This is a genomic window from Anaerostipes sp. CAG:276 (assembly GCF_000432215.1).
In the GTDB taxonomy this organism is placed as follows: domain Bacteria; phylum Bacillota; class Clostridia; order Lachnospirales; family Lachnospiraceae; genus Anaerostipes; species Anaerostipes caccae.
Window position 1 is genome coordinate 113664 of record NZ_FR889179.1, and the last position, 14553, is coordinate 128216.

The window sequence follows — 14553 nt, forward strand, 5'->3', positions numbered from 1 at the left end:
CAACTCTATTGGAATTATACCATAAATTCAAATTCTTCTGTACCTGCTTTTATTATATCTCCGCTCTTTAATTCTGTTTCCTTCCACACTTTTTCACCATTTAAAAATGTTCCGTTTTTCGATCCCAGATCCCTGAGTATGTATCCCCCGCCCTCTGTCACTATTTGAAAGTGCCTCCGGCTCACCCCGGGCTGGGGCAGGAAGAGATCAACCCCTTCTTCCTGCCTCCCTGCAGTAAACTCAGCGCTGTTTAATTCTACTTCCGTATGTTCCGCTCCCAAAAGTTTCAAAACAGGCCCTTTCTCCCGGACTAAGAGCGCGGTTTCATCACACATTAGTACAGTCTCATCCGCAGGCTGCTCCTCAGCCTTTTCCGGTTTCTCTATGGTTTTTCTGCTGTTTTTTACTCCCGCCCACAGACATCCCGTATTTAGCGCAATCAGGAATCCTCCGATCACAATCCCTCTGAGATTTGGATAGGTCATTCCCTCATTCCATGCTCTGGCCGCAAAATAGGCGGCAGAAAACAGAAGCGGAATATACAGCATAGCCGAACAGACCTGCATCCTGCTGTTTTTCTTTCTCTTGCGATTAAAGGATTCTTCCTGCATAAATTCTTTTGTCCCCGGAAGCTCCTGTTCCATCTCATTCATTACCGGTTCAGGGGTTATAAATTGTTTCAGCCCGTCCAGTGACACAGGGGATTTTCTCAGCCTGTTGTGCAGTTCATAAAAAAATGTGACCTGGCTCCGGTTTCTATAATCCAGCCGGTCAATACAGGACTGTACAAACTCTCTGAGCTGCTCTGTAATGTCTGATCCGTTTCCCGGCACATAACAGAGAGCCGGCTTTCCGTCGAAAACATACACATGCCTCGGTGTCAAAATAAAATGATCCGGATTCAGCAGGTGCTCCTCCGCTTTTTCTATCACCGTGATCAGATCCATGAAAAAATTCCTGGCATCCAATTTTCCAATCTGGTCAATATATAAATCAGCCGAAACAAGATGAAAATAATAGGCCTCTTCATCTTCTGTTCTCCGCAGTTCACAGGGAAGGAGCCCTGTGATCATATGTGACAGAAGGACTTGTTCTTCATATACTTCTCCGTCTGTTTTAGGCACAACATAATAATGTTCAAATCCTTCCCGGACCCACTGTTCATTCAATCAAGCTCCACCTCCTGATCTTTTCTGTCTCTTTTGGAAGCATAAATTCCTGCTGTTCCGTGATCTTAAACAGCCGCAGTCCAAAAATTTCCACACTTCCCGCCGCCGGCACTCCAATTTCAGCCTGTACTTTGATTTTTCTCTTTTCCTTTGTCTCAGATACGCTGACAGAGCTCACCTTACCCAGCACGATCCTTCTTTCCAAATCCCGCCGCAGATCTGTTTCCTGATTCTTATCTTCCGTATGCAGCCCTGCCTCTTTTACAAGTCCCGATACAATACCCAGATCCATAATATAAAAGAAAAACGAAAACAGAAGAACAAGTAAAAAGCAGAGAACAGGTATGATCAGGCTTGCCTCCAATGTCATATATCCATCTATCTCCCGCATCTTTCGCATGGCTTCATCCCCTCTGCCTCACTTATCTTTTTCTTACTGACTGTTCTCTTTAAACCGCTGCATCCTAAATCCGTGTGATATGCATCTCCCTCTTTCGCGATAAATAAGATGGATATCTTCCCTTTATGGTATTTTGTGCAGCGTTCACATTCCCGGTATCTGGTTTTTCCTTCTATATATTTCTGCACATCTGAATCAGAAACAATGGACAGAGAAAGATGCGTACAATTTATGTCTTTGTGGTATACACTCTCATAGGGTGTTATATATACTTCCCCGCCGTCAGCTCCTTTCTGTCCCTCTGCATACCCGGTCATCGCTTTTTGTCTGATCTTCTGCTCGTAGTTTCCTGTAAACGGCGGAAGAAACGGAAGACGGTATACGATCCGATAGCGTGCCCTGATCTCATAGGCTTCGAGGTTTTCCTGAAACCGTGACCCTGTAAACAAAACGCCCTGCACACCTCCCGCAAGGGAGGAATGATTCAGCTTCTTTTGGTCCACAGCTGAAAGAAACTTCTGTTTCAGCAGCACGGTTCTCAAAGAAGGGATGTTCTTTTTGGCCAGCATATACTCATATACCGCTTCCTCCCTTGCAGCCTCTGTAATTCCGTGATATACCTGTCCGTGAATCCATAAGGTTTCACCGACCGAGGCCAGCGCCAGGAATAAGAATATAAAAACCGGAATCAGAAGGCTGGCCTCCAGCGTCATGCTTCCGCCGGAGGAGGAGAGCAGAGATGTCCTTTTGGATCGTCTGTATTCAGTTGATATTTTTATATTGTTGGCTGTTGGCTTGGAGAAATGTTTTCTTTTACAATCCAAGAACATCTCTGCTCCCCTCCTCCCGTTTCGACATTAATATTGTGATACTTCTATCATTGACCATTGATACCGCCCTGTGACCGGCAGTCTGACTCCCCCGAATCTGAACGGATGCAGACTCATGGTTGTCTCTGCCTCAAAGGAAACATAACAATCCTTCAGAGAAAACCCGGGGACTTTCCTCTTTATATTGTCCTCGATCACATCCATCATCCGCAGATATTTTTCCTGTTTTTCAGTCTGAAGGAATAATAATACCTGAAGATAATCTTTATAAGACAGTCCTTTCTTTACAGACTTTCTTCTGCCGGTGAGTGAGGAAAGACCCGCGAATTCCATCTGCCATGTGTCTTTGGATTTCCACAGAGGCACCTGTTTTCCTTCTGAAAGATTCCTCAGGTCAAGAATTGATTCTCCATAGGCCAGCGCTGCAAGCAGCAGATGCTTTGCCAGCTTGACAGCAGGTACAATTCCCGTAATCCCAAGAATTGAGGCCGCAAGCGCCTCTGCCTGTCCCTGTTTTACAGTATCGCCCTGAACATAAATCAAATTTGGCAGGAATCTCATTAAGAGAATCTTGGAAAACACCGAACCGAGATTTTCTTTTTCCGACTCCTTTCCGGAAATCAGGTATTCTGTCTCGTACTGCAGCCCCTTCTTCTTTTCTTTGGATGTATAGTTCCTGAAATATTTTACCCCGTAGGCTGTTCCCATAAGTTCTGCTTTTATGCCAGATGAAGATGCATCCTGCCCCCGGCCTTTTAAAGACTGACTTACGGATTCCGCCTGATAAAAATCAGGATTCTTTTCTTTCTTTGTATCCCTGTGTCCGTAGATGATCGGTACATTTTGCTCGGATACTTCGGCCTCTTTTCCCAAGACAACAGTCACGATGCCCTCCCTCAAAATCCTGACCAGGCCTTTTCTTGGATCTTTTGCTTTCACTGGCTTTTCTTTCTTTTTTTCTGACACCTCCGCTTCTTCCTCCTCTTTGGCTTTTCTGTCCGACTCATTGATGACCTCCCTTACCCGGGAAGCGTCCTCTTCTCCCGGCATCTTTAACACATTTTCTTTCAGCAGCCTGATACCGTCTTTTCCGAGTTCATATTTCATGAATTCTCCGATCTGTTCTCTCAGGATCTCACCTCTTTTGTCTGCCAGCGAAACTTTATTAGAAGTCTTCACAGAACCGGGATAAAAAGAAAACGGATCTCTGCTCTCTGTCAGATTGTATTTCAACGTCTCCGCAAGTTTCCCGTCCAGCTGTTTTCCATACCGCACATCCAGTCCAAACAGATGATATTGCTGCTCCAGCTCTTTTTGATAATTCCCCTTGGCACCTGCGAGGGCAGCCGTATAAGCTCCCTGGGCCTTCCCTTTGCCCAGATAGAGATAGGCCCCCTCCAGACACATGCTCAGCAGCAGCAAGACTATGAGAAACATAAGACTTGCATATACGGTCACACTGCCCTTCGTATTTGTTTTCATTGAACCTGGCCCGTCTTGGATGTGATCGTCTTAAAAATGTTCTGCACCACTCTCTTAATCTGTGTTTGGAAAATAATTACAAGTCCTATAAGGACGACAATGATCAAAATCACTTCTACCACACCCATGCCGCTCTCATCTTTCATAAACTCCTTCATAATAAATTCTCCTTTCTATGAAAATGATAAAAATGCAGGCACCATAAGCAGGGTAAGAATAACGATGAGCATAAGGATCATTGGCATCAGCAGCTTAGTGCTGGCCTCTTCCCCTTTGCGCCTGGCCGTTTCCTTCCGCTCTGAAAATGCCTCTGTCTCTTCCTCTTCAAGTCTGCTTAAAAGATCCCTTGTTCCTCTGAGCAGACTCTGGGACAGCAGGACTGACAGTTTCTTATAGCATGGCAGCTGAATGCTGCTTCCAAGTTCTCTGAGAGCCTGCGCCTGAGACATTCCGAGAGCGATCTTTTTATCTGCCTGCTGAAACTGCCGGTAAACAAACTTGGGATGATCTCTGTCAAAAGAAGATCCGATAGAATGGACTGCCCCCTGAATCGTCATTCCGGCTCCCAGAAGCAAAACAAAACGGCTGATAATTATAGGATACTCCTCCATCGTCTCTTTCACTGCCTTGGCTTTCTTCTGCTTCTGTCTTTCTTCCTCTGTGTACCACAGAAGCACGAGACAGAGGATGCCTATCGCGGCCAGTGCCGGAAGACGGCCATTCCCCTTATCCGCCTCTGTAATCTCGCTGCCGTTTATACTTGAAGGAATACGAAACGTATCTTTTCCTGCATTTTCTTTCTCAATCTGTTCTAATTTCTTTTTAATTCCGTCGATTTTCGTCCCCTTTTTATCGGCTTGTCCCGGAACCAGACGGACCGGAGTCATGATCATTTCTCTGTGCTCTCCGTATGAGAGAGAGGTATTCACTTTTATGATCACAGGTTCCTTTAAATCTTCGTTAAATACATTGCCTGCCTCATCGATCAGACTCAGATCCCCTGTATCCCAGCTGATTTTGACCTGATTTCCCGGAATCTGCTCCGGGAAATGAAGCCGGCCTTTCACTTCATTTAAAGACGGATTATCACCTTTCATATGTTTTTTCAGGTAACTTTTAGCCTTATCAAAGGCTTTCCTTTCTTCTTTTTCGGTGTATGCCTTAGGATGAATGATCAGATCATAGGATTCTTTTTCTTTGCCTGTATCAATATTCAGTTCCCGGTTTAATTCTTCTCCGTCTCTGTCCCTGTGAATGGAGATATCTTTTGCTCCCAGCCATTCCGACCCTGCCGCCAAAAAGATAACCCCGAGAAATACACATGCTGCGAGAAATACCTTTCTCCACTGTTCGGAAAGTGAACGCCAAACCTCTTTCTCCTGTTCCTCCCTGCTGCCGCAGAAGTAGCTGCGTATGTACTCCCTCCTGTTCCTGACAGCTGTCTCCGGCAGATGACGGACCCACTTTTCTATCAATGTTACACCTCGATTTCCACAATTTTTTTTGCCCACATTCCTGCAGCGACTAAAACAATCAGACAAACCGTCGACAATATCACGCCTCCCGGAGAATCGTATAAAACCTGAAAATATCCCGGGTTCATAAGACGCACATACAAAAGAATAAAAAACGGCATCACGGACATAATCTTCTGTTCCATTCTTTTGGCAGATACCATCGTAAGGATTTCTTCTTTGACCTGTATTTTCTGGTTCATATGCTCCACGGACTTTTTGATAATCTGGATCAGATTCCCTCCGTTTCTCTTGATAATCCACAGCACCTGTGCAAACTGCGATGCTTCATCCACACCAAGCCTTAAAGCCATCTTATCCATCAGCACTTCGATGGGCTGATTTACCTCCAGTCCCGCGCACACCAGCGAGAGTTCCTGTTCCAGCACACTTTTCTTATCTCCATTGACTGCTCTCATATCATCCCGAGCGGCCCTCACAGCGTTTTCCAGAGAGTATCCCGCGCTCAGACTGTTATAGACGGAGAGCAGCATCTCTTTAAATTCCAGCCTGGACTGTCTGATCCGCATCTTTCTCTCCTCCCTGGCCTGATACAGCATATATGGGAAACAAAACACTGCATATAAGATCCCGAGCCAGATCCGGTCATAAAAGAGATAGCATATGATAAAAAATAGAATCATTCCCTGCGCCGCTTTCAGCACAGCCTTTCGTATATTAAACACTTCAAGGATGTTTACCTCCTTGATTCTGCTGAGATAATAATTCTTTATAAGCTTCATACTGACCATACTCCCTAAGTTTTTTCGTATTGTGAAGTGATTCGGCAAAACAGAGCCCTTTTTTCTGATCAAAAATAAACAGTTTTGCAAGCTTCACCTGACCGTCGCAGATTCCAAGGACCTCATCAATCTCCATCAGCTTTCTGCTGCCGTCTCTGACTCTGCCGAGATGAATGATAATATCAATGGCAGATGCGATCTGTCCCCGTATAGCTGAAACCGGCATCTCCACCCCCATTAGAACCATCGTTTCCAGACGTCTCAACATGTCCTCAGGTCCGTTAGAGTGCCCGGTGGAAATGGACCCATCGTGTCCAGTATTCATGGCATTCAGCATCGACAAAGCTTCCTCTCCGCGCACTTCCCCCACGATGATACGGTCAGGCCTTGACCTGAGCGCTGCCTTGATCAGCTGTGCAATCGTGATCTGGTTCTCCCCGGCAATATTGGCATTTCTCATCTCCAGGCGGACCAGGTTCTCAATGCCATTGAGTTTCAGTTCCGCCGAGTCCTCTATCGTGATGATCCGTTCATCTTTCGGAATACAGTTTGACATTCCGTTCAGCAATGTTGTCTTTCCGCTTCCGGTGCCTCCTGAAATAAAGATGTTATATCTGGCCTTGACGAGAATCTCAAGAAACTGCTCCGTAAAATGTGTAAAGGCCCCTTTTTTCCGCATCCATTCCATCGTCATAGGTTCCCCCGCAAACTTTCTGATCGTCATAGCGGCACCATTCAAAGAGACTGGCGGCAGCATTACATTGACCCTTGAGCCGTCGGGTAGCCTGGCATCTACTATGGGATTCGTCTCATTAACGATACGATTGGCCCCTGCCACGATCTGTTGGATCACCTGATACAGCTTCTCTTCGGAAGAAAACTTCTTATGACATCTCCTGAGTTTTCCGGCGATCTCAACAAATACATTTTGATATCCGTTGATCATGATCTCCGTGATTGAAGTATCGTCCAGCAGATCCTGGAGAATATCCAGTCTGCGCAGCGAGTTATAAACCTCTTTCAGCAGTTCGTACTTATACTTCAGCGGCAGATATCCTTCTTCTGACATCTGCTGCAGCTCTTCCTCTATCAATTCCAGAAGCTGCCTGTCGCTTATATCACAGATAAGGTCAGCTCTGTGAAGCACTCTTTCTTTTAATTTCTCTCTGCAGAACATTTCGTCCTGTCTGCTTGGTTCTGTGTCTCTGATAAATATACCTCCTTCCAGTGCAGTTTCGAAAGTACAGGGTGCTGTTTAGAAAGTTCTTTAAATCCCAAAAGCCTGGGATCTTCCATATCTTCTTCCCAAATCGGAAGATACAGACGGTCACAAAGCGAGAACAGTTCAAAATCATAAATACAGGCTGTGCTCATATCTAATACGGCAGATATTCCCGCTTCTTCCAGCCGCTGAAAAAACCACCGGTAATCTTCCCCGGACATGTCCTTATAGTCCATAAAACATCGGGCAGAGCCGATCCTTTTGACTCCGTCAGTGCCCGAGATCAGACTTTGCGCATAATCGATGATATTCTCCCTCCTGGCCTTCACCGCAAACAGAAGGTCCTCCATGCTCCTGTTTTGAACGCCATATCCGTAAGCTTCCATACCTAAATACAGTGCACTGCGTTTTACTGCGGTCTCAAGCGCAAATCCGGTACGTCTCAAATTATCAGAAGGAGAGTAGACACCTGTCACACCGCTTGATTCCAGGCCTTTTGGACTGAAAACTGCATATGCCTCCTTCACGATCTCCTTTGCACTTCCATATCGGCATGCCCCCTTTAAGGGCTCTTTCTTCAGATAGTAAACCGGTACTTTACTGTTGATCTGTGTTCCCTCCTCAAGAATCACACCTTTCACATCCTGACTGGCGATAAATTCCGTGAGCGCTTCTAAGGAAGCAAACGCCGCCGCTGTGAGAGGATACTCTTTCTGCCGGTTGATATACTCCATCAGCCGTTTTCCGTAAACAGCGTCTTCATCATAGATTCCGATAAAAATATGGCTCATAGGCACTCCTTCCAGGCACACAGCATCAGATACCCGATCATCACTGCCGCGGTAAAATGAATTTGATTTTTCTTTTTCTGAGGGGAATAAGACGGATACGTCATGAACTTTCTTTCATGGATACAGCCGGCCAGATAGGAATAGAAACAGACAAGACGCGGAATCAGACTTTTGTCAGATAACATCTGAAACAGAGAAAGAACACCTCCGGCGGCAAAAGATACCGCTGCAAGATAGATATTTAATCCGCCGAGGAACAATCCTGTGACCGCAAAGAGCTTGATATCTCCCGCGCCAAAGGCACCCATACAAAACAGCGGGTATAAGAAAACAACGGGGCACAGACACCCCAGCAGAATTTCCTGTATGCCGTAACCGCGAAACGGCAGGAGCGAAGCTCCAAGGATCAGTCCAAAAAAAATAAAATAATTCGGTATCCGGAACGTTGTAAAATCCCAGATCACGGCGGCTGTGAGATAAAATAATAATACCATAGGCCTCCCTCCTATGGTATTATTTTACAATTATTCTTTATGGTTGTAAAGCTATTTTTTGTAAATAATTGTTTATTATATTTATATATTTTTTACATTCCAAATATCCCTTCTCACTCATGATCCTCATAAAATGAGATCCGATGATCACTCCGTCTGCCCCATGGCTGCACACGGCATTCACGTCTTTCAGCGTCTTTATGCCAAATCCCACATAGACAGGCAGGTTTGTATTTTTCTTTAAAAAGTGAACGGTCCTTTTATATCCGTCCGGCAGACATGAAAAAGATCCCGTCTTCCCATTTCCGCTCATGACATATGCAAAGTTTTTATTCTCGGCCAATAGACTGAGCATTTGGACTTCCGTCATAGTTTCATTATATATCTGAACCGGTCTCATCCCGGTATCTGCCCTTATCACTTCGTCCACACATAAAATGCCGTCGTATAAATTTTTGTCCAGTTCAGATAAACAGAACCTTTCCATACCCTCCTTATACGTCATCAGTATGATGCAAAATTTATAATCCCTCCGTATTCTCTGAAGCCACCTTATGATCTTTTTTTGTTCAATTCCCGAATCGAGCACCTTCTTATGGCTTTGCCTGATCAGATCACCGTCCACAAATGGGTTCCCAACAGGAATCCCCAATTCCAAAACAGGAACTTTTTCCTCATCCAGCATATCCAGCATTCGAAAAAAAGTATTTTCATCAGGGTAGCCGATGGTCATATACAATACAAGATCTTTCATTTAAATGCCTCCCAGAAGTTTTAAAACTCCTCCTAAAAGCGGCCCGTATAAACAATAGTCAGTCTCACTTAATATCCTCATGATCGGAGCATAGGTTCCGATCATCGGAAGCAGAATTGCCTGACCTATGATCAGGATGAGTCCGTTCAAAAACGAACCTGCAAACGCACCCCGGATTCCGCCTGTGGAATTCCCGAAAATAGCAGTGACTGCCCCTGTAAAAAATGTAGGAATCAGAGCCGGAAATACGACGACCGGATAATTGACTGCTCCTAAGATTCCCATGCCGATAAATCCTGCGGCCAGGCTCACCAGAAATCCAAAAATAACGGAAGTCGGATAATTGGGAAACAGAAGCGGCACATCCAGTCCGGGAACTGCGTTTGGAATTACTTTGTCTGCAATTCCATGGAATGCAGGGATAATTTCTGATAAAAGCATTCTGACACCCGTGATGATCACCGTAATCCAGAGTCCAAACTGTAATCCGTTCAGCAGGGAAAAGCTGATAATATCCCTGCCTTCGCTGACCTGCTGCACAACCCATCCCGGCCCGCTGATCAGAGAAATTACGAAAAACATCAAAGTCATTACGACCGTAAGTGCTATCGTCATTTCCCGCAGGAAATTTAATTTCTTCGGTATTTTAATATCTTCTAAATCCTTTTCTTTATTGCCCACGAGTCCGCCGATCTTTGCAGCCAGCCAGATACCGCAGGAACTGGAATGCGCAAGGGTAAATCCTTCTCCTCCCTTAATATTTTTCATCAGAGGTGCCACATAGGCACATGTAAAGGTCATATAGCTCCCTAACAGAACGGCGCCTAACAGAACTAACGGTATAAAACTTAAATTTGTCCCAAATTTTAATGCCGCCGCAATCAGTCCGGAAAAGAAAAATGAGACATGGGCAGAAAGATGTACATACTTAAATTTCGTAATCCTCGCCAGCAAAATGTTCATTAAAAATCCAAGGGCAAAGATCAAGGCCATCTCACTGCCTATGTCTCCAAGGCTTTCTGCCTGTGCGGCCCCCAGATCCTGTACTTTTACCTGAAGACGGAATACTTTTATGAGCATGGGCTGAAGAGGAAGCAGTGCAGCCCCAAGCGTCTGTCCTCCTGTATTGATCAGCAAGAATCCAATCATTGTCTTAACCGTGCTCGCAATGATTTTAGACATCTCCGTTTTTTGCACGAGCATTCCCAGAAAAACGACCATTCCTATGACAAACACCGCCTGATTAAAGACGTTGTTGATCAGGTACATTAATATATCCATATTTTATCCTTTCTCTAATCACTGCCTAGATTTCTTTTATTGTTCTTAAAAGCTGTTCTTTCAAATATGCTTTGTCCATCATATTATCGATCCTCACAATCTTTGCTCTTGACGCATGAAGAAGGTCTGCAAAATCAGACGTGGTGATCACAATGTCAAAGGCATCGGGATTGACAGAACCAATGTCTGCCGCCTCCACATTTGCTTCGATTCCTTCTTCCGATAAACTCTGCTGCGCATACAAACGCATCATCATGCTGCTTCCCACTCCTGCTCCGCACACTGTCACAATATTCAACATAAGGCTGCTCCTTTCTTTACAACATCCATGATCTCTTTGGGCGATCCGGCCTTTAAAATTAATTCTATTTTCTCCTTGTCGTTTAGTATTTCCACCAGCTCCGAGAGCGCTGTCAGATGTGTCTGGTGGTCGACTGCACAAAGGCCTATAACAATTTTCACGGGATCATTGACCTTGTGGCCGAATACGACCGGCTCCTTTAATGTCATAAGGCTGATCCCGATCTTTTTCGCACCGCATTCAGGCCTTGCATGAGGCATGGCGATTCCGGGCGCAATCACGATATAAGTGCCGTTTTCCTTCACATTTTGAATCATCGCGTCTATGTACCTCTCCTCTGCAAACCCCTGGCTGCATAATAGCCGTCCGCTCTCTCTCACCGCTTCATCTCTGGTTTTCATTTCTGCATTTGTCTCAATCAAGTCTTCATTTAACACTTCTATCAACATTGGATCTCTGTCCTTTCCTGTCGTAATTAACTCTGTAGTTTCGGATTTAAAATACTGTTCAAGTTCTCTCTTCATTCCTCCTTCATTCCGGATCATTCCATGACGTTTCATAATCTCCAAAATCTTGTCTACACTGATTTTTGTGTCGATGGAACCGAGCAGTTCACTCAGCCGGGCCATATCATTTTCGCTGAGAACCGGGCTGACTTTTATGATCTTTACATTGTCGCGGATCAGTTCCACCGTGGAAATGATCAGATCGACTTCCTGACTCTCTAAAATATCATCCACCTTTCTGGCCGGAAACGCCCCAAGCAGGGAAATTTGAAATCTGCTTTTCAGCTGGGACAAGAGCATCTGTGATGTGCTTGTTCCCGTGCTGCATATCACCATGACCCGGGGAATCCTTTTCTTTTTCTTCTTCTGCCTCTCCAGTGCTGCCGCAAAACAGATCGTCAGAAATGAGACCTCTTCTTCGGGAAATAAGATTCCCAGGTCCCGTTCTGCCAGACAAATCTGTTCCATTACCTTTTCATGAATGAATCTAAAATTTTCTATGACATATTCATACATCGGATTGTCAGCAGGCATGCCGCAGAGAATTCTGTAATACGCCGGCCTCAAATGTGCCAGCAGTCCATAAAACAGCTGGCGGTCCTGCATCAGTTCTGCACCGAGTTCTTCTTCCATGGCCTTGATAAATTTTCTGACTACGATCTGAAGAGGCAGCCATTGGTTCACAATTTTGCCGAAATTTTTTTCATCCTGCAGACTGCTCGCAATAAAAAGTGACGAAAGATACGCTTTTTCCTTTTCCGAAAAGAAAACACCGAATTTTTTCTCAAGTTCCCTTCCCCTTCCTGAAATGATCTGATATTCGTTTGATTCTTCCAAACCGGGATATAGAAAGTCTTCCTCTATCTCTCTGCCATTTCTGATCCTATATAAAGAAAATCCGAGAGAAAAGACAATCCGGCTGTAAGCTTCATCAGAAAGCCTTGTTTGAAGCTCTTCTTCCAGGTCAGAGACAGTTTGAATCAGCTTTAGCGCTTCGTCTTTTCCTATGACTGTGCCCCATAATTTCGGCTCGTTGATCAAATTCTTCCCCTGTCTTTCTTCCGTAAGACACGCAGTCCATGCAACTCTTACGGAGTGTTCTTCTCCTTCAATGCAGATCCCTCTGTATGGATAAGTCACCAATTTAAGCTCATGTCCGCTCATCCATCCCTTTACTTTTTTCAGGTCATTGACAATCGTATTCCTTGAATATTGAAAATGATTGGAAATCTCATCAATAGTAATATAATCAAGGCATTCCAAAAGATAACGAGTAATCTTAATGCTTCGTTCCCTGGGAGAAATATTTTGGTCTTCCCCGCTCCATATCATTTTCTGAAGTCTCCTTTTTTCTTGATTATCCAGGCGAAGCATAATTCCCTTGTTTTTTTCTCTGTTCAAATTGATAAAACCGTTTTCACAAAGAAAATCTCCGATCCGATTCAAGTCATTATAAGCAGTCCTCATACTGATGGAAAATCTCCGCGAAAGATCTCTCACCGTGATGTATTGATCGTCATTTTGAATTAAGAATAAGAAAATAGTTTTTAATCGATTATTCACCCTTTCTCCCTCCTTAAACCCATTATAAGATTGTATGAAAATCTGCGCAAAACCAAATATTTTCAAGATGAACTGCAGAGATCTGAACACCAAAAAACTGCACCTTCCAGTGCAGTTTTTTACAGCAAAAATCATTTAAATTAGTTTTCTACATGATTGGAGTGAGGCATTCTAAGAGCCGAACGGAAATCGTGTGGAAAATGTCATACAATGCATCCCAGCACATAAAGCACGACGACACCGGGCAGTCCCAGGAGTGCTCCCGTTCCTATAGAAGCTATGTTTAAATCTACAGGTGCATGAATTCCATTTTTCTGGCAATAGATGTGTATAAAAAATATAAGAGCCGAGCAGAACCCTCCCCTGGCCAGCAGGACCAGGAGATAGGACGGCCTCTTTAAGATTCCATAAAGCACACAGAGGCCGCAGCCACCCACCATTATGTATAAAAGCATCTGATTCTGATCCATAAAAAATCCCTCCTTATGTCCAATATATGTAGACATAAAGAGGGTTAATCCAAATTTTTATGATTAGCTGAAAATTCCTTTAATGGTATCTACGAATCCCGAAAACCAGCTTTTCACCTTCTCAAAAAATCCGCTGTCGTTAAGTTTATTATATATATCTTTTGCCTGTTCCTTCAGCTGATCCACATTTAAATTAAGGTCTGAGATCTTATCCATCAGCTCCTGAATCTTCTGCCGGTCTGCATCGGAAAGATTGATCTCCAAATCCTTCGCAGACTCATCGATGGCTTCCCCGATTTCTGCCGGAGTCTTTAGATTATCCTCGGCAACCTTTTGTTTTACATCAGCGATCAGCTTTTCTGCATCTTCTTTTCCGATGCTCTCAGACACCTCACCGGTTGTGATCAATTCGTCGGTTGCAGCATCCTTGCTCTTTTCCGGAATCTTTTTTCCTGTCATCTGCTCGTAAGACTTCATGACTCCCACCAGCGCCGCAGTACCGGATATTTTAAACGGTCCGGCCACCTTTACCTCTGCGTCTTTGATCCCCGCAGTGACAAGGGCATTTTTATACATTCCTTCCGTACAGTATGTAATGTTTTCTGTGGTAACATTGACACCGCTTCCGCCGTCGGTCTTTTTAACTGTGACAGAAGATAAGGCCCTGCTGCCTATGACCTTGCTTGAAAGATAATCGCCCAGATAATCATGTTCCTCTTTATTTGTAACTGTAATCAACGTATAATCGCTTGTGTTGCTCACCCCGAGCAGTTCCAGTACTGTCTGTTTTTCTTTTGAACTGAGATCTGCCCCTAATGCCAGATACTGATCGCTGTCTACACTGTCCGCTTTCACAAACTTAGACGGCCCCCATGAAAATGTCATAACCGCAGCCAAAGCCAGGGCTGCCGCCCTGAATAAAACTTTTCTTTTTCCCATCTTGATTTTCCTCCGTAAATTATTCTTACCTGCTTAGTGTAACATATCAGTCTCTTATAAATAGCAATAAAAAGCTTATTTTTTTCTTACACTT

At 44.4% G+C, this 14553-nt stretch carries 16 protein-coding genes; all 16 read right to left on the reverse strand.

Features of this window, described 5'->3' with window-relative positions; all coding sequences use genetic code 11:
- Window positions 1-14: 14 nt before the first annotated feature.
- Window positions 15-1169 (reverse strand): DUF6382 domain-containing protein, encoded by a 1155-nt coding sequence (locus QVP35_RS04530; protein ID WP_009290024.1) that lies wholly within the window; start codon window positions 1167-1169, stop codon window positions 15-17.
- A complete protein-coding gene (locus tag QVP35_RS04535; protein ID WP_009290025.1) occupies window positions 1162-1569 on the reverse strand; it encodes a hypothetical protein in 408 nt (135 codons plus the stop codon). The genes QVP35_RS04530 and QVP35_RS04535 overlap by 8 nt, the downstream gene beginning before the upstream one ends.
- Window positions 1548-2399 carry a TadE family protein gene (locus QVP35_RS04540; RefSeq protein ID WP_009290026.1) on the reverse strand — a complete coding sequence of 284 codons (852 nt, stop codon included), beginning with the start codon at window positions 2397-2399 and terminating at the stop codon, window positions 1548-1550. The genes QVP35_RS04535 and QVP35_RS04540 overlap by 22 nt, the downstream gene beginning before the upstream one ends.
- Before the next feature lie 27 nt (window positions 2400-2426).
- Window positions 2427-3881, reverse strand: a complete 1455-nt coding sequence (locus tag QVP35_RS04545; protein WP_009290027.1) for a DUF5702 domain-containing protein — start codon at window positions 3879-3881, stop codon at window positions 2427-2429.
- Window positions 3878-4039, reverse strand: a complete 162-nt coding sequence (locus QVP35_RS04550) for a Flp1 family type IVb pilin (RefSeq protein WP_006568375.1) — start codon at window positions 4037-4039, stop codon at window positions 3878-3880. Before QVP35_RS04550 ends, QVP35_RS04545 begins: the two co-directional genes overlap by 4 nt.
- A 15-nt stretch (window positions 4040-4054) precedes the next feature.
- Entirely contained in the window at window positions 4055-5356 is a 1302-nt protein-coding gene (locus QVP35_RS04555) for a type II secretion system F family protein (RefSeq protein ID WP_022260836.1), read from the reverse strand.
- A 2-nt stretch (window positions 5357-5358) separates the two neighbouring features.
- Window positions 5359-6138, reverse strand: a complete 780-nt coding sequence (locus tag QVP35_RS04560) for a type II secretion system F family protein (protein WP_009290029.1) — start codon at window positions 6136-6138, stop codon at window positions 5359-5361.
- A complete protein-coding gene (locus tag QVP35_RS04565; RefSeq protein WP_022260837.1) occupies window positions 6083-7315 on the reverse strand; it encodes a CpaF family protein in 1233 nt (410 codons plus the stop codon). Before QVP35_RS04565 ends, QVP35_RS04560 begins: the two co-directional genes overlap by 56 nt.
- Window positions 7294-8151 (reverse strand): hypothetical protein, encoded by an 858-nt coding sequence (locus tag QVP35_RS04570; protein WP_009290032.1) that lies wholly within the window; start codon window positions 8149-8151, stop codon window positions 7294-7296. The genes QVP35_RS04565 and QVP35_RS04570 overlap by 22 nt, the downstream gene beginning before the upstream one ends.
- Window positions 8148-8645 (reverse strand): prepilin peptidase, encoded by a 498-nt coding sequence (locus QVP35_RS04575; RefSeq protein ID WP_009290033.1) that lies wholly within the window; start codon window positions 8643-8645, stop codon window positions 8148-8150. Before QVP35_RS04575 ends, QVP35_RS04570 begins: the two co-directional genes overlap by 4 nt.
- A gap of 37 nt (window positions 8646-8682) precedes the next feature.
- Entirely contained in the window at window positions 8683-9399 is a 717-nt protein-coding gene (gene trpA / locus QVP35_RS04580) for a tryptophan synthase subunit alpha (protein WP_009290034.1), read from the reverse strand.
- Entirely contained in the window at window positions 9400-10680 is a 1281-nt protein-coding gene (locus tag QVP35_RS04585; RefSeq protein ID WP_022260838.1) for a PTS ascorbate transporter subunit IIC, read from the reverse strand. It lies immediately after the preceding gene.
- A gap of 25 nt (window positions 10681-10705) precedes the next feature.
- Complete coding sequence (locus tag QVP35_RS04590; protein WP_006568367.1) at window positions 10706-10981, reverse strand: PTS sugar transporter subunit IIB; 276 nt, start codon at window positions 10979-10981, stop codon at window positions 10706-10708.
- Window positions 10975-13050: a BglG family transcription antiterminator gene (locus QVP35_RS04595; protein ID WP_022260839.1), complete on the reverse strand. Its 2076-nt coding sequence runs from the start codon at window positions 13048-13050 to the stop codon at window positions 10975-10977. The genes QVP35_RS04590 and QVP35_RS04595 overlap by 7 nt, the downstream gene beginning before the upstream one ends.
- A 203-nt stretch (window positions 13051-13253) precedes the next feature.
- Window positions 13254-13520, reverse strand: a complete 267-nt coding sequence (locus QVP35_RS04600) for a pro-sigmaK processing inhibitor BofA family protein (RefSeq protein ID WP_009290037.1) — start codon at window positions 13518-13520, stop codon at window positions 13254-13256.
- 63 nt (window positions 13521-13583) lie between these two features.
- Entirely contained in the window at window positions 13584-14459 is an 876-nt protein-coding gene (locus tag QVP35_RS04605; RefSeq protein ID WP_006568363.1) for a DUF1002 domain-containing protein, read from the reverse strand.
- Between the last annotated feature and the right edge of the window lie 94 nt (window positions 14460-14553).